General features: G+C 62.0%; 14 protein-coding genes. 9 read left to right on the top strand and 5 right to left on the bottom strand.

The features are described 5' to 3' along the window. The first annotated feature begins 62 nt into the window (after positions 1-62). From BFQ04_RS04445 to BFQ04_RS04420, 6 genes are read left to right on the top strand one after another with little or no spacing between them, the layout of a single operon-like run. Positions 63-3,008 carry an amino acid adenylation domain-containing protein gene (locus tag BFQ04_RS04445; protein ID WP_083217917.1) on the top strand — a complete coding sequence of 982 codons (2,946 nt, stop codon included), beginning with the start codon at positions 63-65 and terminating at the stop codon, positions 3,006-3,008. A 2-nt stretch (positions 3,009-3,010) separates the two neighbouring features. Next, positions 3,011-6,661, top strand: a complete 3,651-nt coding sequence (locus BFQ04_RS04440; protein ID WP_175413246.1) for a non-ribosomal peptide synthetase — start codon at positions 3,011-3,013, stop codon at positions 6,659-6,661. Positions 6,662-6,677: 16 nt separating this feature from the next. Further along, positions 6,678-11,747, top strand: a complete 5,070-nt coding sequence (locus tag BFQ04_RS04435) for a non-ribosomal peptide synthetase (protein ID WP_065949748.1) — start codon at positions 6,678-6,680, stop codon at positions 11,745-11,747. 9 nt (positions 11,748-11,756) lie between these two features. Continuing rightward, positions 11,757-12,542, top strand: a complete 786-nt coding sequence (locus BFQ04_RS04430; RefSeq protein ID WP_083217916.1) for an AzlC family ABC transporter permease — start codon at positions 11,757-11,759, stop codon at positions 12,540-12,542. Between the two features lies 1 nt (position 12,543). Then, positions 12,544-12,870, top strand: coding sequence for an AzlD domain-containing protein (locus BFQ04_RS04425; RefSeq protein WP_065949747.1), 327 nt, complete (start codon positions 12,544-12,546; stop codon positions 12,868-12,870). Between the two features lie 22 nt (positions 12,871-12,892). Further along, entirely contained in the window at positions 12,893-13,450 is a 558-nt protein-coding gene (locus BFQ04_RS04420) for an RBBP9/YdeN family alpha/beta hydrolase (RefSeq protein ID WP_065949746.1), read from the top strand. Between the two features lie 44 nt (positions 13,451-13,494). Here BFQ04_RS04420 and BFQ04_RS04415 read toward each other — a convergent pair whose 3' ends face one another. Continuing rightward, positions 13,495-14,784: a mechanosensitive ion channel family protein gene (locus tag BFQ04_RS04415; protein WP_065949745.1), complete on the bottom strand. Its 1,290-nt coding sequence runs from the start codon at positions 14,782-14,784 to the stop codon at positions 13,495-13,497. A gap of 192 nt (positions 14,785-14,976) precedes the next feature. Here BFQ04_RS04415 and BFQ04_RS04410 point away from each other — a divergent pair, with 192 nt between their 5' ends. Further along, the gene (locus BFQ04_RS04410; RefSeq protein WP_065949877.1) at positions 14,977-16,323 is read left to right on the top strand and encodes a DEAD/DEAH box helicase; all 1,347 of its coding nucleotides are present in this window, start codon (positions 14,977-14,979) and stop codon (positions 16,321-16,323) included. Positions 16,324-16,403: 80 nt separating this feature from the next. Here BFQ04_RS04410 and BFQ04_RS04405 read toward each other — a convergent pair whose 3' ends face one another. Next, positions 16,404-16,679 carry a hypothetical protein gene (locus tag BFQ04_RS04405; RefSeq protein ID WP_065949744.1) on the bottom strand — a complete coding sequence of 92 codons (276 nt, stop codon included), beginning with the start codon at positions 16,677-16,679 and terminating at the stop codon, positions 16,404-16,406. A 154-nt stretch (positions 16,680-16,833) separates the two neighbouring features. Between BFQ04_RS04405 and BFQ04_RS04400 the strand changes: the two genes are divergently transcribed. Continuing rightward, on the top strand, positions 16,834-17,235 hold the full coding sequence (locus BFQ04_RS04400; protein WP_065949743.1) for a transcriptional regulator: 402 nt from the start codon (positions 16,834-16,836) through the stop codon (positions 17,233-17,235). A 239-nt stretch (positions 17,236-17,474) separates the two neighbouring features. Here the strand turns inward: BFQ04_RS04400 and BFQ04_RS04395 are convergent, their stop codons facing one another. The 3 genes from BFQ04_RS04395 to BFQ04_RS04385 all read right to left on the bottom strand — a co-directional run bounded on the left by BFQ04_RS04395 (position 17,475) and on the right by BFQ04_RS04385 (position 19,517). After that, the gene (locus BFQ04_RS04395) at positions 17,475-18,341 is read right to left on the bottom strand and encodes a DUF6279 family lipoprotein (protein ID WP_065949742.1); all 867 of its coding nucleotides are present in this window, start codon (positions 18,339-18,341) and stop codon (positions 17,475-17,477) included. A gap of 66 nt (positions 18,342-18,407) precedes the next feature. Then, positions 18,408-19,130 (bottom strand): TorF family putative porin, encoded by a 723-nt coding sequence (locus BFQ04_RS04390; protein ID WP_065949741.1) that lies wholly within the window; start codon positions 19,128-19,130, stop codon positions 18,408-18,410. 207 nt (positions 19,131-19,337) lie between these two features. Beyond that, the gene (locus BFQ04_RS04385) at positions 19,338-19,517 is read right to left on the bottom strand and encodes a hypothetical protein (protein ID WP_003193095.1); all 180 of its coding nucleotides are present in this window, start codon (positions 19,515-19,517) and stop codon (positions 19,338-19,340) included. A 323-nt stretch (positions 19,518-19,840) separates the two neighbouring features. On the opposite strand from BFQ04_RS04385, the gene BFQ04_RS04380 reads away from it, so the two are divergent. Next, the gene (locus BFQ04_RS04380; protein WP_065884480.1) at positions 19,841-20,677 is read left to right on the top strand and encodes a CvfB family protein; all 837 of its coding nucleotides are present in this window, start codon (positions 19,841-19,843) and stop codon (positions 20,675-20,677) included. Position 20,678: the final 1 nt, after the last annotated feature.

Below are 20,678 nucleotides of genomic sequence, written 5' to 3'. Positions count from 1 at the left end.
CTTTCATCTCTTTGCAGGGCTCGCGGTGGTGCAGACCCCAGAGCAATAAGGGCAGGTTCAAAATGGATAGTTTACTTAGCACTGCGGTGGCGACTGAGCCTCAGTCTGTTCAGCGTTCCGTCCTGGTGGGCGCCAAGCGCCGCGATGGCGCCTATTGCCACGGTGTGCGTTACAGGGTCAGCGGCGTTTCTGATGTGACGCAGCTTCAACAGCATTATTCGCGTGTGGTGGCCCGCTATTTGCCCGATGGCAATACGCACGAGGCGCCGGTGGCCTACACCCTCTGGCATGAAACGGTTGCCGCGCAGTCCGGGGATGCCGTGGCGTTGCGCCGGGCCGAGGCGCAGTTGCGACAGCCACTTTCACCGTCGAGCCCTGCCGCGTTGCGGGCAGTGTTGCTGGAATACCAGGATAGCGTGTGCGACCTGATTCTGATCGCGCGTCGCGGCCAACTGGACCGGCGCTCGTTGCTGCTGCTGGGGGATGCCTTGCTGTGTGGCGGCGACCAGCCGCTGCAACCGCTGGCGCTCACGCAGGCCACCGGCTTGCCCGACGTGCAACGCTTGGAGGAAGAGCGTTTTGCCGCACCGGAATGGGCGCTGGGAGAGCCTGGCCAGGCGGCGCTGGTGTCACGTTTCCACCTGCCTCTGACGCCGCAGCAGACCGGCAGCGCCAGCAGTTGGCTGGCGGCGTTGGCGGTGACCCTGGGCCAATACGCCGAGGCGTTGCCCTGCGAGATCGCGACGCTGGTGCAGGACGACCAGCGCCCACCTTTCGCCATGGGCGCCTACGAGCGGCTGGTGCATGTGCCGATTGAGGCGCAGGGCACGTGTGCCGCATTGCAGGCCACTGTCGCGGCGCACCTGCCGCGTCTGGAGGACGCGCCGGCCGGGCCGCTCAAGGCTTTTGTGGCGGCCATGATTGCCCGCGATCCCGAGGCAGACCTGGCGCCCCTCAGCGACTATCAGTCGTCCTTGAGCCGCCTGTATTCGCTGCTGTTCGTGCGTGACCAGAATGCCCAGGGCGAGGCCTATCTTGAGTGCGCCTACCATTGCCAGTCGTTCAATGACGAGGTTATCCGGCACTTTGCGCGGTCACTGGTGCATGTTCATCAGCAAGTGCTCGAGCTGCCCGAGGCCCAGGTAAACAGCCTGTGCCTGCTCAGCGACACCCATGCGCTGCAGGTCGGTTCACTGGGCCGCACCGTCCAGGCTGAAGACCCGCTGCCGCGCATCGAGCAGCGCTTTGCCGAGCAGGCGCGCCTGCGTCCCCAGGCGCTGGCGCTGTCGTTTGAAGGGCAGCGCCTCACCTATGAAATGCTGGACCAGCAGAGCAGCCAGTGGGCCCATGTTTTGCGCGCCGAAGGCGTCGCGCAGGGGGATCTGGTCGGCGTCTGCCTGGAGCGCTCCCTGGAGCTGGTGGTCATGCTGCTCGCGCTGCTCAAGGCCGGTGCAACCTATGTACCGCTGGACCCGGCGTACCCGGCCGAAAGGCTGGCCTATACCGTGGACAATGCACGCATCGGCCTGGTCGTCAGCAGCCAGGCGCAGTTCCCAGGCCCGGTCCGGTTGCTCTCTGTGCAGGCAATTGTCGAGCGCTGCGTTGATTATCCGCCCGTCGCGCCTGTGCACACCGGCGACTCGCAGGCGCCTGCTTATGTCATCTACACCTCCGGTTCCACCGGCAAGCCCAAAGGTGTGGTGGTCCGCCACTGCAACCTGCTCAGCCTGCTCATCGGCACGCAGGACGACTTCAAGCTGTCCGCCTCCGATACCTGGACACTGTTCCACTCCAGTGCGTTTGATTTCTCCGTCTGGGAAATGTGGGGCTGCCTGCTAACCGGCGGGCATCTGGTGGTAGTGCCGTATTGGGTCTCCCGGTCGGCCCGGGAGTTTCACCAATTGTTGGTGCGTGAGCGGGTCACGGTGCTGAATCAGACCCCGTCGGCTTTTTCGCAATTGATCGACGCCGACGAGCACAGCGACGAGGCCCTGGCGCTGCGCCTGGTGGTGTTTGGCGGCGAACCTCTGGACGCCGGGATGCTGGTGCGCTGGTTCGACCGTCACCCCGAGTCTGTATGCCGGATGGTGAACATGTTCGGTATCACCGAAACCACGGTGCATGTCACGGCGCAAACCATCACCCGTCGCGAGGCGCTCCAGGCCACCCGCTCGGTGGGACGACCCGTGGACGGCTGGCACGTTTACATCATGGACGAGGCGGGCCGCTTGCTGCCGCCAGGCGTGAGTGGCGAGATCTGTGTGGCCGGTGCCGGGGTAGCGCTGCACTACCTGAACCAGCCGCAACTGACCGCCGAGCGTTTTATCGAGGGGCCGGCCCACATTGGCCGACTCTATCGCAGCGGTGACAAGGGGCGCCTGCGTCCGGATGGGCGGCTGGAGCACCTTGGCCGCCTGGACAGCCAGATCAAATTGCGTGGTTTTCGTATCGAACTGGATGAGATCCGCTCGGTGCTGCTGCAAGTCAACGCGGTGGTCGCCGCTGCGGTGGTGCTCAATCAGGGTAAGCCAGGGGATGCGGCATCGGCGCGACTGGACGCCTACATCGTGCTCAACGGCGGCAGCGTGCAGGAGGTGCGCCAGCATGCCGGCAAGTTCCTGCCGGAGTACATGCTGCCGGCGACCTTCACCGTGCTGGATGTGCTGCCCCTGACCGCCAATGGCAAGCTCGATGCACGGGCCTTGCCGGCACCGGCCCTGCAAGGGCTCGCCGCTGCGCCGAGCAAGAAAGCAGGCGTGGTGGGGGATGACGTGACCCAGGCCCTGGTGGCGATCTGGGAGACGGTGCTCGGCGTTCCGGTGGCGCTGGACGACAACTTCTTCGAGCTGGGGGGCAACTCCCTGTACGCGGTGCGTATCGATGCTCTGTTGCGTGAGCAACAGTTGCCTTCGATTCCAATGCGCGAGATCTACATCCAGCAGACCGTGCGCAACCTCGTGGCGTTTCTGCAGGCCGCCGAGGGTGAGCCCTCGACTGCGGGGGTGTGATGATGTCGACTTCCCCAGAGCTTAATGACTGCGGCGTCTGCAAGCGCACCCTGGCGCTGGCGGACATCGGTGCAAGCGGCCTCAGCCCGGCGTGGCTGTTGGCCGGATGGTCGGTGCTGATTCAGGTGTACACGCGCCAATCGCGGGTCACGTTGCATCCGCGGCTGACGCACGGACCGGGAGCGGTGCTGGAGCTGGATCTCGATCCCGCTCAGGCGTGTTCGGTCCTGGCCGAGCAGATCGAGGCGCACCTGGCGGCCTTGCCTGCGACTGCGCGGTATGTGGTCGCCACCGCGCCCGATGCGCCGCCCGGCAGCGGGCAGGAAATCACGCTGACCTGGGCCGATCAGCACCTGTGCCTGCGCAGCGACCTGACGCTCGATGGGCAAAGTTTCGAGCGTTATCTCGAACACCTGGCGCAGGTTTATCGTCAACTGGCACAAGCGCCCGACCGCCCCATCAGCCAGCTGCACGCGTTGCCGCCCGAGCAGGCGAGGCAAGTGCTCGAAGGGTTCAATCGCACGACCCGCAGCTACCCGTCCGACCTGACCATCGAGCAGCGCTTTGCCGCGATTGCCACGCGGTTTCCCGAGCGGTGTGCGGTCATGCACCGTGATCAGCACCTGACCTACCTGCAGCTGGATCAGCAGGCCAATCGCCTCGCCACACGTTTAAGGGCAGAAGGGGTGGTGGCCGGTCAGGTGGTGGCGCTGCTGATGCCGCGTATCCCTGCCATGGTGGTGGCGACCCTGGCGATTCTCAAGGTCGGCGCTGTCTACCTGCCGATTGATCCGGACTATCCCGAAGACCGGATCAATTTCTTGCTGCAAGACAGCGGCGCCGGGCACTTGCTGGTCGACAGCGCCCAACGCCGGCAGGGCGGCGGGGTCTTCAGCGGGCGCACCCTCAACGTGGGCGAACTCGACGGCCAAGCGTGCGCAGCCTCGCTGATGTCGGCGCCTGGACGTGCCGAAGCCGCGGCTTACGTGATGTACACCTCCGGCACGACGGGCCAGCCCAAGGGCGCGATCGTTACGCACAGAGGCGTGATGCGCCTGGTGTGTAACCCCGACTACGTGGTTTTGGACCAATACACCCGCATGCTCCAGGCGGGCGCCATCGGTTTTGATGCCGCGACGTTCGAAGTCTGGGGCGCGCTGCTCAACGGTGGCTGCCTGCAACTTGTCGATCGCGACGTCTTACTTGACGCGACGGCGCTCGGTCGCTTCCTCGCCACTCACCAGACCACCTGCGCGCTCATCACCACGTCGCTGTTCAACCAGCTGGCCGCACAGGACCCCGCGCTGTTCAAGCCCCTGCAGCAGTTGGTGATTGGAGGGGATGTCATTTCCCCTCTGCATGTTCAACGCGTGTTGAGTGCCTGTGCGCCGCTGCGCCTGATCAACGCCTACGGGCCGACTGAAAACGCGGTAATTTCCACGGCGTGCACGGTGACGCAGGCCGACGGCCTGCACATTTCCATCGGGCGTCCCATCGCCAACTCGACGGCCTACATCCTCGATCGCGCAGGTCACCCCGTACCGATCGGCGTCGAGGGCGAACTCTATGTGGGCGGCGACGGCTTGGGCCTGGGCTACCTGAATCGAGGGGATCTGACTCAGGCGGCGTTCCGCAGCGAGGCGGGCATCGGCGGGCGCCTGGTCTACCGGACCGGCGACATGGCGCGCTGGCAGGAAAACGGCAGCATCGAATTTCTCGGCCGGCGTGACCATCAGGTGAAAATCCGGGGTTTCCGGGTGGAGACCAGCGAGATCGAACAACAGTTGCTGGCACTCGAATCCGTACGCCAGGCCCTGGTACAGGTGCACAAACAAGCGGTAACCCAGGAGCGCGTCCTGGTGGCGTATCTGGCGCTGGAACCGGGTGGCTGCGTTGATCGCGTGCGGCAGGCGCTGGCGTGCAAGCTGGCGGCGCACATGGTACCTGCGGCGTTTATCCGGTTGGCGAATCTGCCGCTGACGACCAACGGCAAAGTCGACCGAGCGGCACTGCCGCTGCCCGAACCCGCGGACTTCATCGGCGGCGGGCTCGACAGTACGGCGCCCGACACGGCCACTGAGCGCGCATTGGTACAGCTGTGGGCCGATGCATTGGGAATGCCTGCGGTAGGGGTGCATGCCAGCTTGTACGACATGGGCGCCAGTTCGTTGACGGCGACCCTGCTGGCCGGTCGTATTGAACAAACCCTGGGCTGGCGCTGCCCGGTGGCGCAGTTGCTGGCGACGCCGACCGTGGCCGGGATCGCCGCGTACCTGGATGCCAACACTGGGCGTGCGGCATTGTTGCCCGGGAACATCAGCGTTGCGAATGAACAGCCGCGCTATCAGGCCTCAGCCCAACAGCAGCGCGTTTATATCGAACAAATGAAGGACGAGCGCGCCACGCACTACCACCTGCCCATGATCGTGCCGCTTGCCCAGATGCCGGACGTGCCGAAATTGTCGGAAGCGTTGCAGGCGCTTGTGCAACGCCACGAGATATTGCGCACGGAGTTCCTGCAGGAAGACGGCACGACCTGGCAACGGATTCAGGCGCGAGTGCCGGTCGAGCTGCCCGTGCATGATTACGCCGGCACGGCCGAGGCTTTCCTGGGCCAGTTCGTGCGGCCGTTCGCGATGAGCGAGGCGCCGCTATGGCGTGTGGCCGTGGTACGTCACAGTGGCGGCGTCGCGTTGGTGTTGGATATCCACCATCTGATCACCGACGGTTTCTCCCTGGCGTTGTTGTTCCGCGAATGGGCCCTGGCCTATGACGGCCGGCCGGTCGCCCAGCCGGTATTGCAGTACAAGGACTACGCCCAGTGGATGACGCAGGACACGGTTGCACCGCTGTTGGCGCACGCCGGTGCGTACTGGCAGCAGGTGTATCAGGTGCCGTTCAAACCGCTGGACATTCCCTGTGATCACCCGCGTTCGCACAAGCGTTCCACTGCCGGTGGCCGGTTGGATTTCGAGCTCGGCAGCGAGCGCACCCTGGCGTTGCGCACCCTGGCGCGCGAACACAGGGTGACCCTGTTTCAGGTACTGCTGGCCGGCTATGGGCTGTTCCTGGGGCGGGTGAGCATGGCGCGGGACGTGACCGTGGGCACGCCTGTGTCGGGTCGCAACCTGGCGCAAACCCAAGCGCTGCAAGGCATGTTCGTCAACACCGTGTGCCTGCGCCTGGCACTTGCCGGGGAGCTGCGCTTCGACCAGTACCTTCAGGACGTGGCCGCACATGCCAACCAGGCGTTCGATCATCAGATCTACCCCTTCGATGGCCTGGTGAAAAGCTTGCCGCTGGTGCGCGAGCCCAACCGCAACCCGTTGTTCGACAGTTTGTTTGCCCTGCAGAACACCGACCTCGAAGCGCTCGACTTTCTCGGTGGCCAGCCCCGCTGGGTACCCGAGGCGACGCAGAGCACGATCTTCGAACTCAATTTGCAGATCAGCGAACAGCCGCAGCAACTGAGCGCCGCCTGGATGTACAGCAGCGATCTGTTTCTGGCGCCCACCATCGGCAGTTTTCGCGACACCTACCTGGCAATCCTGGACGCGCTGTTGGCCGACCCATCGCAACGCCTGGATGCGCTGCTGATCACCGAGCCGGCCGAACAGGCCGTTGAACTGCCCACTATCGACTTCTGTTTCTGAATTCCCGGAGCTTGTGATGCAATCGATTGAAACCCTTGGTCAACTTAAGGTCGCTGCGGCCCAGCGCCCGAAACAAGCCGCTTACTGGCGCGAACTGTTCAACCTGGACTGGAGTAGAACCGGTTTTCCAGTCGACACGTCGCTGGCCGGTGAACCGCGCCAGAGCGCGCTGACGCTCGCCTTGCGTGGCGAGGTCTCGGCCCAGGTCATCAAGGTGACCCGAGGCAACGAGGCCAGCCAGCAAGTGTTGTTGACGGCGGCGGTGATCGCCCTGCTGCAGGTCTACACGCGCCACGAAGTGCTGGTGGTCGGTCTGCCGGCCAGCTTCGAACCGAGCCTTGTCGCGTCGCAGAACCTGGCGTTCCCCCTGCACGCCAGCCTGCACAGCGACACCAGCTTCAAACAATTGCTGGACCAGGTGCGCAGCCGCGTACTGGGCGCCATCGAGCACAGTGACTACCCGCTCGCGCTGTTTGCCGACGAACTCTCACTGCCGGAAACCGAAGGCCAGAGTCCGTTTTTCGACGTGGCCGTGGAAATCGCTCATCCGCAAAAGCCCGGCCTCGCACAGCGTCTGGACGTAGCGACGCTGTTCAGCTTTAACGTCGGCGCCGAGCAGGTCGAGCTGACGATCCACTTCGATCAGCGCAAATATGAGGCCGCCACGCTGCGCTGGGTGGCCATGCACCTGGAGGAACTGTTGGCGCAGGTCTTGAGTGCGCCTCAAGCGCCGTTGGCGAACCTCGACCTGATGACCGCCCGCGATGTGGATTTTCTGAGTACGGTCAATGCCACCGAGCAGGCCTACGACCAGAACGTGAGGATCGAAACGCTGTTCGCTCGTCAGGTGCAGGAGCGCCCCGAGGCTGTTGCAGTGGTCTCTGACGCTGGGCAAATGACCTTTGCCGAACTGGATAAACGGGCCAACCAACTGGCCCGCACCCTCGTCGAGCGCGGCGTGTGCCGTGACCAGGTGGTGGCGGTGGTGGCCCAGCGCTCCAACGAAATGCTGGTGGCGATTCTGGCTGTGCTCAAGGCGGGCGGGGCGTACCTGCCCATCGACCCGAACTATCCGCAGTCGCGGATTGACTATGTACTCAATGACAGTGGCGCCCAGCTGATTCTGGCGCAGACGCACCTGCTGAGCGAGTCGGCGGACCGCGAACAGCAGGTCATCGACCTGGCCGATGCCGCTGTGTACGCGGCCGACGACCAGGCGCTGGCGGTGGTGGGCGATTCGCGCAACCTCGCCTACGTCATCTACACCTCCGGATCTACCGGTCAGCCCAAGGGCGTGATGGTGGAGCATCACTCGGTGGTCAATCGCCTGGCCTGGATGCAGCGTGCCTATCCTATCGGCCCTGGCGATGTGATTTTGCAGAAGACCCCGATTGCCTTCGACGTATCGGTATGGGAACTGTTCTGGTGGATGATCGAGGGCGCGACGGTGTGCCTGCTGGCACCGGGCGCGGAGCGTGACCCGGAGGCGATGGTCAGCACTATTGAGGCCCATCGGGTCACGACGCTGCACTTCGTGCCGTCGATGTTGAACGCGTTCCTCGGGTATGTGCAGAGCGCCCGTTCCGGCGCCCGGTTGGCGAGCCTGCGCCAGGTGTTCGCCAGTGGCGAAGCGCTTGGCGTGCACCAGGTGCGGTTGTTTGAAACGCTGCTGTTCGACACCCACGCCACGGCCCTGATCAACTTGTACGGGCCTACCGAGGCCACGGTGGACGTGTCTTACTTCAACTGCTGCGGGCGCAACCTGAGTCACTTGGTGCCCATCGGCAAACCCATCGATAACACGCGCCTGCACATTGTGGGGGCGAACCTTCAGCCCCTGCCGGTCGGTGTGCCCGGCGAGCTGTGCATTGCCGGTGCCGGTTTGGCCCGTGGCTATCATCAGCGCGAGGCGTTGACGGCCGAGCGTTTTGTCGAGCAGCCGGTGGCGGGCGAGTCGCGTATCTACCGTACCGGCGACCTTGCACGCTGGTTGCCGAACGGGGAAATCGAATACCTGGGACGTATCGATAACCAAGTCAAACTGCGCGGCCTGCGCATCGAATTAGGTGAAATCGAAAGCCGCCTGCGCGCTTTTCCCCAGGTGCGTGAGGCGGTGGTCGTGGTGCGCACCCTCGGCGAGACCCAATCGCTGTGCGGCTATGTCGAGGCGCCGCACACCCTGGACCTGGCGCAACTGCGCAGCTTCCTCGGGCAGTTTTTGCCCGACTATATGGTGCCCACCCACCTGACCGTGCTTGAGGCCTTCGCGTTGTCACCCAGCGGCAAGCTGGATCGAAAAGCACTGCCGGACCCGCAGTTGACCAACGCCGACGACACGGAGTACGTGGCGCCGCGCAACGCCAGTGAGACCTTGCTGGTGGGCATTTGGGAAGACGTGCTGGGCGTGCGCCCGATTGGCGTGCATCACAACTTCTTCGCACTGGGGGGTGACTCCATCCACTTCGTGACCATCCTGGCCCGGGCGCGTACCCAAGGCATGGACTTCACCTTCCAGGACTTCTTTGCCCGTCCGACCGTCGCTCAACTGGTGGAGGGGCTGGCGTCCGGCACTGGCGGCGAACAGGTTCGCCATACGTTTGAACCTTATGAACTGCTGAGCCCTGCGGACCGCGAACGCTTGCCCGAAAGCGCCGAAGACGCCTACCCGTTGTCCATGCTGCAGGCCGGACTGATCTTCCAGAACGAACTCAGTTTCGGCACTGCGCAGTATCACGACATCATCAGCTACACGATCAAAAGCGCAATTGATTTGGCCGTATTCGAGCAAGCCGTGCGGATTCTGGTGCAGCGTAATCCGATTTTCCGCACCAGTTATCATTTGTCCGGCTTCGACCAGTTCATCCAGATGGTCAATCGGGACGTGGAGCTGCCGCTGACGATGGCGGACCTGCGTGGCATGGACGAGCAGGCCCAGGAACAGTGGTACCAGCAATGGCTCGAAGACGAAAAGGCCCACCGTTTTGTCTGGGAAAATGCCGGACTGGTGCGCCTGCATGTGCATGTGCTGAGCGACACGCTGTATCGTTATGTGCTCAGCCAGCACAACTCGGCCCTGGATGGCTGGAGCATCACGCTGGTACACACGCAGTTGTTCGACATCTACTACAGCCTGCTCAAGGGCAACACGTACGACAAGCCGCTGGTCGATAACCACCTGCGCAACTACATGGGCCTGGAGCAGCAGTCGCTGGCCAGCGTTGCCGACCGTCAGTTCTGGCACGACCTGATGGAGGAGGCGCGGTTTACCCAACTGCCGCGCCTGCAAGCTGAACAGCCGACGGACGGCTTATCGGTGGTGTTCCATGAAGTGAAGATCGACACCGGGCTGTCGGAGCGAATCATTGCGTTGGCCGATGCCCTGAATGTGCCGGTCAAAACCGTGTTGATGGCCGCGCACCTGAAGGTCCTGAGCGAACTGACCGCCGACAATGACGTGCTGGTCGGCTATGAGCACAGTGGGCGTCCCGAGGTGGATGGGGCGACGCGGGCGATTGGCCTGTTCCTCAATACCCTGCCGCTGCGGGTGAAGATCGCCAAGGGGTCGTGGGCGCAATTGATCCAGCAGGTGTACAACGCCGAAACCGACCTGCTGCCGCACCGCCGTTACCCGATGGCGCAGATCAAGCAAGACATGGGCACCCAACAACCCCTGTTCGAAACCGCGTTCAACTACACCCACTTCTATTTGCTCAAGGACCTGGAGAGCCTGCCGGAGTTCGACCTGCTGGACGTACGCGCCAACTCTGAAACCGAGTTCGTGCTGCGTGCCGAATTCTCCCGGCATTTTTCCACCGACGAGGTCCATCTGAGCCTGCACTACCACGACCACGTTTTCAGTGCGCAATACGTCGAACAGATGGGGGATTACTACCGTCAGGCGTTCGAACTGATGACCCGTGACCGTCAGGCGCCCCACGATGCCATCCCGCTGCCGAGCCCTGAACAGGCGCAATTGTTGAATCAGGCCCGGGCCGGCGAGGTCATGACCTTTGCGCGGGCGAGCAAGCCCCAGGGTGCCGGGTCAGGCGCCACGCCATTGGCCCCGCACACACCCACCGAGCGGCGTATTGCCCAGGTGTGGGCGCAAGTGCTCGGAGTGCCGGTAGAGAGCATCCAGCTTGAGGACAACTTCTTCGAGCTGGGCGGTACCTCGATGGCGGCGATTCGCGTCGCGCTGGTGTCTGAAGGCTTGATCTCGATTCCCAACCTGATGCGCCACTCCACGCTCAAGCCCCTGGCCGACGCCATCGATGCCGGCGCGGGGGATGTACAGAGCGTGTTGCAGCGCCTGGCACCACCGTGCAGTCACGCCAGCGCTGCGGTGGTGTGTTTCCCCTATGCGGGCGGCAACGCCATCAACTTCCGCGACCTGGGCCAGGCATTGGCGGCGGATGGCGCTGAGCGGGATCTCTTTGCGGTCGAACTGCCGGGGCACGACATCACCCGTGCCGATGAGCCGCTGCTGGATGTGCAGGAAGCGGCGCAACGCATCGCCCGCGCCATTGAGCAGACTTCGCCGGGTGTACCGCTGTTGTTCTGGGGGCATTGCGTCGGTGCGGCGCTGATGCTGGAAACCGCGCGATTGCTTGAAGGGCAGGGGCGTACGATTTCCCGGCTGTTCATTGGTGGCAAGTTACTCGACGACGCCGAGTCGACGCGCCAGCGCACCGCGCAAACCCAGGCGCTGAGCCATGAGCAAGTGTTGAACTGGATGGTCGGCGAAACGGGCTACCAGGAACTGGCACAGATGAATGAGCAACAGTCGGCCACCTTGATCCGTGCTTTCCGCCATGACGCCACGGTGGCCAATCTGTACCTGGCCGATGCCGAGGAGGCGTGGCGCGACCGAACCCTGGTGGCGCCGCTGACCGTGGTGGTGACGCGTGACGATGGCATGACTGCTGACTTCGCCGAGCGCTATCAGCGTTGGAGTCTGTTCAGCCAGGACGTGTCGCTGCAGGTGATCGACGACGGTGGGCATTACTTCTGCCGGACTCGCCCCGAAGCGGTGGCTGCCGTGATCAACGCGGCCTGCCTGACCAGCAGCCCACGTACTCATCAATAAGGAATCGACATGACCCATAAAGAGTCGTTTGTACAGGACGCGGCGGTGGCAGCGGGCGCCGTCGCGCTCAATGCCGGCCCGATGCCCAATCGCCGGGAAGAGCTGACCGCCGGGGCGAAGGCGATGATTCCGTTTCTGGTGTCGGCATTTCCCATGGGGCTGCTGGGCGGTGCCTTCGGCATGACCAGCGGCCTGGGGGAAGCCAAGACGTTGGCGCTCGCCATGGTCCTGAACTCGGGCACGGTGCAGTTCATTGCCATCAAGTTGCTGCAGCAGGATGCGGCCGCGTCGGTGTTGCTCCTGACGGGCCTGGTGCTCAGCCTGCGCCTGTTGATCTACAGCACGGTATTGCGTTCCAGCACCCGCCACTTGTCGCAGCGCTGGCGTGCGGTATTGGCCTTCGGCATGATCGACGCGGTGTTCTTCGTGATGCTGGATCGATTCAAGAAACACCACGAGGCCTATCCGGGTTGGCAATGGTTCTATGCGGGTGCTTCCCTGGCCATGTATGTGAACTGGATGGTGGCGACCGTGATCGGTATCGCCATCGGTGCCTCGTTGCCCGACCTGATTCAGCACGGGCTGGATTTCCCGATGATCGCAGTGTTCGTCGCCATGCTGGCGTCCACCCTGGTCAACTGGAAGGTATGGGCCACGGTGAGCTGTGCCGGGGTGGTGGCGCTGCTGTTTGTCGCGCTGCCTTACAACCTGGGCTTGTTGATCGCCACCGTCGCGGGCGCCGCGATGGGTGTGCTGTGTGAAGTGTTGGAAAAACGTCGCGCCAAGGAGCTGTGAAATGACTACCTGGATCTTGATTTTCGGTTTGGGCCTTTGCACGTTCCTGCCACGCTACCTGCCCCTGGTGCTATGGGGGCAGCGCGAGCTGTCACCGCTGGCCAAGACGGTATTGGGCGCGGTGCCTCCGGCGGTGCTGGCGGCGTTGGTGGTGCCGGCGATGCTGGTGCCCACCGGGACGGCCATCGATTTCAGTGTGCAAAACCCTTATCTGCTAGGGTCTGTAGCGGTGTTTGTGTTGTTTTTCCTGACTCGGCGTATGTTGTTGTCGAGTTTTATCGGTGTGCTGGTGTTTTTTGCAGTGCAGTGGTTTTTTGGTCGTGTATGAAAGGTCTTGAGGGAGAGGGAAGATGACAGTCAACGTTTTGATCCTGCCGGGCCTGTTCAACTCCGGTGAAGCCCATTGGCAATCGCAATGGGAGCGTCAGTTCCACGGTTTGCAGCGGGTGGAGCAGCAGGACTGGGAAACACCGGTCGCTGCCGATTGGGTGGCGCGCCTGAATCAGGCGATAGAGGCGGCCGACAGCGACGTTGTGCTGGTCGCGCACAGCCTGGCGATTACCCTGATCACCCGCTGGGCGGCGCAGTATCCGCAGTCGAACAAGGTGAAGGGCGCCTTGCTGGTGGCGCCGAGCGATACCGAGGCGGACTCGTATCCGTCGGGCACCACCGGTTTTACGCCGATGTCGATGCAGCGCCTGCCTTTTCGCACGATCCTGGTGGCGAGCACCAACGATCCCTACGTCACCCAGGAGCGGGCGAAAGCGTTCGGCGAGGCATGGGGCAGTGAACTGGTGTGGGAGCAGGACGCCGGCCATATCAGCGGCGACGCGGGGTATGGGCCTTGGCCGAAGGGTGTGGAGTACCTTTACCAATTGACCGGTGACCCGCAGTTCCAACTTAAGTAGCGGCCACTGCGAGGGGCCGGTCAAGCCCCTCGCAGCTCAGGTTGTCAGTGCTCCAGGGTTTGCGCGGCGTTGGCATTTTGCGTCATCGCAAACAGCCCGCTGCGCAGGTCCGTGCCGCTCGGCTGCTGATACAGGCTCAAGCCGAACTCCGGCAACACCGCCAATAAATAATCGAAAATATCCCCCTGGATGCGCTCGTAGTCCGCCCACGCCGTGGTGCGGGTGAAGCAGTAGATTTCCAGCGGCACGCCCTGGGCGGTGGTCTGCATCTGGCGCACCATGCAGGTCATGTTCGGCTGGATGTCCGGGTGACTTTGCAGGTACGCCAGGGCATAGGCGCGAAAGGTCCCCAGGTTGGTCATGCGGCGGCGGTTGGCCGACAGTTGCGCGCTGTGGCCCTGGGCCTCGTTCCAGGCCTTGAGTTCGGCCTGCTTGCGACCGATGTAGCCGGTGAGCAGGTGCACCTGGGTCATGCGCTCTTCTTCGTCATCGCGCAAAAAGCGCACGCCGCTGGCGTCGATGAACAGGCTGCGCTTGATGCGCCGGCCGCCGGAGGCCTGCATGCCGCGCCAGTTCTTGAACGACTCGGACATCAGGCGCCAGGTGGGAATGGAGACGATGGTCTTGTCGAAGTTCTGCACCTTGACCGTGTGCAGGGTGATATCCACCACATCCCCGTCGGCACCGACCTGGGGCATTTCGATCCAGTCGCCGACCCGCAGCATGTCGTTGCTGGTCAATTGCACACTGGCGACGAACGACAGCAGCGTGTCCTTGTACACCAACAAGATCACTGCCGACATCGCACCCAGGCCCGATAGCAGCAACAGCGGCGAACGGTCGATCAGGGTGGCGACGATGATGATTGCACCAAACACGAACAGCACCATCTTTGCCAGCTGCACATAGCCCTTGATCGAGCGGGTGCGCGCATGTTCGGTGCGTGCGTAGATATCCAGCAGCGCGTTGAGCAGGGCACTTATCGCCAGCACCATGAACAGGATGGTGATCGCCAGGGCCACGTTGCCGATGAACAGGATGGCGGTCTTGCTCAGGTCCGGCACCAGGTACAGGCCGAACTGGATCACCAGGGACGGCGTCATCTGCGCCAGGCGATGGAAGACTTTGTTATGCCGCAGATCGTTAAGCCAGTGCAGCGCCGGTTGCCGGCCAAGTAACTTGACCGCGTGCAGGATAAGGTAACGTGCCACACGCCCTACCACCAAGGCCACCACCAGCAGTACCAGCAAGCCGAGGCTGGAATGCAGGACCGGGTGTTCATCGAGGGCGCCCCAGAGGTCTTGGACGTTGAGCCAGAGCTGTTTGATATCCATGGGTTAACCGATTCTTCTGTAAGACAACACGGGCCGATTAGAGCATTTAAGTGCAACAAAGTTGACGCCACGGACAAAATCGCTGACAAAAAAGCAGCTGATTAGCACCGTTCGCGTAAAGAAACTCGGTTTGGACGCCCGAAACCGGTAACCTATGCAGCTGATATTTTGTATTTCTTCGAGGTAGCACCCGTGTTTTCCCAATTCGCCCTGCACGAACGCCTGCTCAAAGCCGTGGCCGAGCTTAAATTTGTCGAGCCTACGCCTGTGCAGGCAGCGGCCATTCCGCTCGCGCTCCAGGGGCGTGACCTGCGGGTGACGGCGCAAACCGGTAGCGGCAAGACCGCTGCTTTCGTCCTGCCGATTCTCAACCGCCTGATCGGTCCGGCCAAAGTCCGCGTCAGCATCAAGACCCTGATCCTGCTGCCGACCCGCGAGCTGGCCCAGCAGACCTTGAAGGAAGTGGAGCGCTTCTCGCAGTTCACCTTCATCAAGTCCGGCCTGATCACCGGCGGTGAAGATTTCAAGGTCCAGGCCGCCATGCTGCGCAAGGTGCCGGACATCCTGATCGGCACCCCGGGCCGCATGATCGAGCAACTCAATGCCGGTAACCTTGACCTCAAGGAAGTCGAAGTGCTGGTGCTTGACGAAGCCGACCGCATGCTCGACATGGGCTTTGCCGACGACGTGCAGCGCCTGGTGGCCGAGTGCGTCAACCGCCAGCAGACCATGCTGTTCTCCGCCACCACCGGCGGCTCGACCCTGCGCGACATGGTCGCCAAGGTGCTGAACAACCCCGAGCACCTGCAGGTCAACAACGTCAGCGACCTGAACGCGACCACGCGTCAGCAGATCGTCACCGCTGACCACAACGTGCATAAAGAACAGATCCTCAATTGGCTGCTGGCCAACGAGACCTATCAGAAGGCCATCGTCTTCACCAACACCCGCGCCGCTGCCGACCGTATCTACGGCCGGCTGGTGGCGCAGGAATACAAGGCGTTCGTGCTGCACGGCGAAAAGGACCAGAAGGATCGCAAACTGGCCATCGACCGCCTCAAGGCCGGCGGCGTGAAGATCCTGGTCGCCACCGACGTCGCCGCGCGCGGTCTGGACGTGGATGGCCTGGACCTGGTGATCAACTTCGACATGCCGCGCAGCGGCGACGAATACGTGCACCGTATCGGCCGTACCGGGCGTGCCGGCAACGATGGCCTGGCCATCTCGCTGATCTGTCACGGCGACTGGAACCTGATGTCGAGCATCGAGCGCTACCTCAAGCAATCATTCGAGCGCCGTACCATCAAGGAAGTCAAAGGCACCTACACCGGGCCGAAGAAGGTCAAGGCCTCGGGCAAGGCGGTTGGGGTGAAGAAGAAAAAGACCGACGCCAAGGGCGACAAGAAGAAAGCCGGCGCCAAGTCGCCGACCAAGCGCAAGATCGCCAACCGGCCGAAGACCGACAACCTGTCGCTCGTCAGCAAGGACGGCATGGCCCCGCTCAAGCGCCGCAAGCCGGAAACGCCGGCTGCCGAATAAGATCGGTTGATATGAAAAAACCGGACGATGTCCGGTTTTTTTTTGACCGTTCCCAGGACGCTCCGCGTCCACTCCTGCATTCAGCTTTTGGCTTTGGCCGCCGCTTCCTTGAGTTCCTTGAGCCGGGCATCGATCAACTGGCACTTGTCGGGGAATTCCGCGCTTTCGGTGTCCAGGTCCATTTTCTGCAACTCGTCGTTCATCTCTTTGGCCTTGGTCGGGTTCTGCTCAGTGAGCTGGGTGACTTCCCGCGCCAGTTGCTCACGCTTGGCGGTGGCTTCTTCCGGCGTGCAGGCCCAGGCGGGCAGCGTGCTCAGCAGCGTGGCGGCGATGGCCAGGTTCATCAGGGTTTTCATCGGGGACCTCCTTGGCGATTGTGTACGGTTGAGGGGGCGAACGTCGGGAAAGTTCAGCGAAATGACAGCCGTCGATCCGGCTGAACGGCGGCCGACCTGGCGTGTCACACCTGCAGACGGGCTACTTTTTCGTGGGCCTGCAGGAGGAATCAGGATGACGACTTACAACTGGGATCTGATCGAACGTCTGCTGCACGAAGTGCAGAATGGTGAGGGCAGCTTTGCCCCGCGCAAGTACGCCGAGCAGGAAGCCGCCGAGAAAGCCACGGCGGGCGAGTCCGTAGGTAACTTGGATACGCTGAAAAAGACTGCTGCCGATTACGAAGCGCTGTTGCTCAAGCGTGGGTTTATCGAATCGCGTCCGCAGGAGGAAGGCGGCAATGGGGAGAACTTCATTTTGACGCCGCGCGGTTCTAGCCTGCTCTCCCTGATCGACAGTTCCATTCCAGGCGAACACCATCCACGCCATGTGCTGGACCAGCAGGAAGATGCGCTGGACGAAGCGACCTTCGATCACGTGGCCTCCAAGGCGGCAATTGCCGGCGGCGCGATCTGAAGACCTCGCACAACCCTGTGGGACGGGGCTTGCCCCAATCCCGGTCAGTGTAGGCGCGAGCTTGCTCGCGAAAAACTCACAGGCGCCGCGCTCATTCAGACAGCACGCGTTATCGTTGACGTTTTTTTCGCGAGCAAGCTCGCTCCTACAGATGGCGGTAGGGCTTGCCCCCGATAGCAGTTTGTCAGTCGCTGAGAAGAATCTGACCCGCTGCTATCGAGAGCACGCCCTTTCCCACATCACGCAGAGGCAGCCTTGAGGCATTTGAGGGCCTGAAAGTCGCTGCGAACCTTGTCGATTTTCTGGCTCAGCTTCATGCGCTGTTGCTCAGTGCTCTGCGCCATCAAATCCACGATCAGGCTACGCGCCGCAGCTTCGGTCTGTGCATAGGCAGCACGGTATTGCGGTGTCCAGAGGCTTTCCCGATCGACCAACAATCGCTGCATTTTTTGCGCAAACTCAGCGCTGTTGCGCTGCTGCACCGCCTCGCTGAACTGCGCCTGCCAGTGGGCACGGTTGCCGATCCACGCGTTGTTCTGATCCCCCAGCGCCACAGACCAGGCCATCACCCGCTGCTGCTGGCTGGCGCTGAGTGGGCCGATCCAGGCGTCCAGACGCTTGCTCATGCGCTCGGCGCGCTCCTTGATCTGCTGGGCCAACGGCGGCTTGAGGTATTCGTCCTGGCGTTTGCGCAGGTCTTTGGCCAGGGCGTCGTTCATCTCCTTGACCTGCTGATCGTCCAGGCCTTGCAGCAGTTGAACCGCAGACGGGGTGATTTCACGCGCGATCTCGGCGATGGCCTGTTTGGCTTCGACGGTGCGGGCCTGCAAGGCGGCGTCGGTGACCTGATTGCTGTCGACCATCTGTTGCAGGCGGTCCAGCCAGTCCAGGTAACCCGGCAATTGCGTGGTGCAGTGCCAGGTCAGGTGCTCCTTGAGTGTGTCGTTGAACCAGCTCTTCTGCCCGGCATTCATCTCCAGATAGTCGCTGAGGGTCCAGGGGATGATCACGTCAAGATTACGGTAGGCCAGGCCCACGCGATTGCAGCCGGCGAGCACCAGGCTCAGGGTCAGCAATAACACCAGAAGTTTGAGCCGACGCAACATGGGCGGTTCCTTGCACGGGTGGGGTTAATGCATGTGAACCTGCACAGGGTGCGACAGTTCAGCCCATCAATAAAACGACCGAACAGCCTTCAAGGTCAACAGACCGTCACATTGCGAATTGTGTCCGGAGTAGGCCGAGCAGTCACCGCCACTGAGGCTGGAGTCGCTGTAGATCAGGTCCAGGTCGACCCCTTTCCAGGCCCGGGAAAGTTGCACCGACCAGTCGCTGAAGCTGCTGATGGCGCCGTTCTCCACCGACACCGGTGTGCCCAGTTGATGGGTGGTGTACTTCATGCTGACGCCGATGCCGAACGGCTGGGTGCCGCCGAGGTCGGCAAACAGCGTGCTGTCCTGGCGGTCGGGGTCGTTGCTGAAGGACACGCCGAAACGGTTGCCCAGCAGGTTGAGGCCACCATAAAACGCCTGGCTGTCGAGGGGGCTGACCTTGGGGTAGCTGTAGTGAATCAACCCCACTTCGTAGCCCAGGGTCTGGTCGAAGGGGTGTTTGAAGCCCATATAGGAGTCGACTTCAAGGGTGCTGGGCGAGGACAACCCCATGTTCGGTGAAAACTGGCCGACGTACAGGCCGCTGTCGTGACTCAGGTCCAGCCCGCCATGGAACGCATCGCTGCCGGGGGAGGTCGGCTTGACCAGGCCCTGTGCCATGCTGCGGCTGGGAGTGGTGCCCAATTTCAGGTCGAAGTCGCCCAATTCGCGCTGAAAAATCTGCGCGTCGGCGAGCGGACAAGCGACAAGCGCGCTGACCAGTAGAATGCAGGATTTGAGCATGCTTCACTCCATGAAAAGCGAGGAGCAGTGACGAAGAAAGACGAGCAGATGCCCGTGCTAGACGTGTGCAAGGATACCGGCGAAAGCTCGCAGGTGAGGCCCGTTCGTCGATTGATGTGAGGATCAAGGTGTTGCGAAGGTGTTTCGGGCTCTAGTCCTAGCGCCTTGAAGGCAAGACGCATAGGGACCAGGTGCGTTGCGCAGGTATTACTTCTTGCCCAGGCTGATCTGCTTGGACGGGCCGAAAGTCTGGCCGCTCACGCCCTTGGCAATTTGCTGGATTTCGCCACCGGACTTGAGGAACGCAGCAATCTGGCTGTTGATCGATTCGCTGGTTTCAACGGCGGGAGCTGGCTTTGCTTTGCTGTTGGATGCTTTTACGCGCATGGCGGCCACTAACCTGTAGAAAATTAACTTGGCCAGGCATCGTACAGGAAATACTTGACAATTGCTTGGCAAATATCCCCGAGGAATTAAATGTCGCGTCTGCAAAAGACCGAACTTGATCAACCCATTAACCCGCTAACTGACTGTTTTAATTCGAAAGCTTGAGACGTACGGATGCTGGCCGCGGGTAAAATTCGCAGGATTGATCAGACGAGCGGGCGGTGCCATTGGCGCGCCACGTCAGCCCGCGGATTTTTCAGGCGCGCGCGCGTGTCTGGCTCAACTCGGGTAGAATGCCGCCCACGCAATGAGGGTATCTGGAAATGGCTTTAGTCGGGCGCTACAACAGCTTGCAAGTGGTTAAACACACTAACTTCGGTTTGTACCTGGATGGTGCGCAGGACGGTGAAATCCTCTTGCCTAATCGGTATATCCCCAAAGACATTCCCAGTGAAGATGAAGACTGGCTCAACGTTTTCATTTATCTGGACAGTGATGACAAACTTATCGCCACCACGGAAAAACCCAAAGTGCAAGTGGGCGAATTTGCCAGTTTGAAAGTGGTGGAAGTCAACAGCATCGGTGTGTTCCTCGATTGGGGGCTGCCCAAGGATCTGTTGCTGCCCTATTCGGAAGAAAAACGTCAGTTGAGCGCCGGTGAATACTGCGTGGTGCATGTCTACCTCGACAAGCACACCCGGCGCATCACCGCCACCGCGCGCCTTGATCGCTACCTGGACAAAACGCCGGCCAATTACCAGGTGGGCCAGGAAGTCGACCTGCTGGTGGCCGAAGCCACGGACATGGGCTTCAAGGCGATCATCAACAACAAGCACTGGGGCCTGATCCACAAGAACGAAGTGTTCAAGTTCCTGCGCCCGGGCAAGGAAGAGAAAGGCTTTATCAAAGAGATCCGCGCCGATGGCAACATCAGCCTGAGCCTGCAGCCGGTTGGCCAGGAAGCGGCTTCGAGCCTCAACTCGAAGATCCTCGCCAAATTGCGTGACAACAACGGCACCTTGCCGGTCAGTGATAAAAGCGATCCCGCCGTCATCAGCAACTTGTTCGGCGTGAGCAAAGGCAACTTCAAAAAGGCTATTGGTGCGCTCTACAAGCAGGGGCAGATTGTGATTCATGCCGATCGCATTGAACTAAGCTGAG

This window comes from Pseudomonas sp. 37 R 15, from assembly GCF_900004865.1.
GTDB classification, from domain to species: domain Bacteria; phylum Pseudomonadota; class Gammaproteobacteria; order Pseudomonadales; family Pseudomonadaceae; genus Aquipseudomonas; species Aquipseudomonas fluorescens_AM.
Note: the sequence above shows the minus strand (reverse complement) of the source record. Positions and strands in the feature narration are given on the sequence as shown.

Excerpts from the sequence above, each read along its gene's own strand:
- BFQ04_RS04425 (WP_065949747.1), top strand. The coding sequence starts at position 12,544 with ATGACTACCTGGATCTTGATTTTCGGTTTGGGCCTTTGCACGTTCCTG.
- BFQ04_RS04395 (WP_065949742.1), bottom strand. The coding sequence starts at position 18,341 with ATGTTGCGTCGGCTCAAACTTCTGGTGTTATTGCTGACCCTGAGCCTG.
- BFQ04_RS04445 (WP_083217917.1), top strand. The coding sequence starts at position 63 with ATGGATAGTTTACTTAGCACTGCGGTGGCGACTGAGCCTCAGTCTGTT.
- BFQ04_RS04435 (WP_065949748.1), top strand. The coding sequence starts at position 6,678 with ATGCAATCGATTGAAACCCTTGGTCAACTTAAGGTCGCTGCGGCCCAG.
- BFQ04_RS04405 (WP_065949744.1), bottom strand. The coding sequence starts at position 16,679 with ATGAAAACCCTGATGAACCTGGCCATCGCCGCCACGCTGCTGAGCACG.
- BFQ04_RS04400 (WP_065949743.1), top strand. The coding sequence starts at position 16,834 with ATGACGACTTACAACTGGGATCTGATCGAACGTCTGCTGCACGAAGTG.
- BFQ04_RS04420 (WP_065949746.1), top strand. The coding sequence starts at position 12,893 with ATGACAGTCAACGTTTTGATCCTGCCGGGCCTGTTCAACTCCGGTGAA.
- BFQ04_RS04440 (WP_175413246.1), top strand. The coding sequence starts at position 3,011 with ATGTCGACTTCCCCAGAGCTTAATGACTGCGGCGTCTGCAAGCGCACC.
- BFQ04_RS04380 (WP_065884480.1), top strand. The coding sequence starts at position 19,841 with ATGGCTTTAGTCGGGCGCTACAACAGCTTGCAAGTGGTTAAACACACT.
- BFQ04_RS04390 (WP_065949741.1), bottom strand. The coding sequence starts at position 19,130 with ATGCTCAAATCCTGCATTCTACTGGTCAGCGCGCTTGTCGCTTGTCCG.
- BFQ04_RS04415 (WP_065949745.1), bottom strand. The coding sequence starts at position 14,784 with ATGGATATCAAACAGCTCTGGCTCAACGTCCAAGACCTCTGGGGCGCC.
- BFQ04_RS04430 (WP_083217916.1), top strand. The coding sequence starts at position 11,757 with ATGACCCATAAAGAGTCGTTTGTACAGGACGCGGCGGTGGCAGCGGGC.
- BFQ04_RS04385 (WP_003193095.1), bottom strand. The coding sequence starts at position 19,517 with ATGCGCGTAAAAGCATCCAACAGCAAAGCAAAGCCAGCTCCCGCCGTT.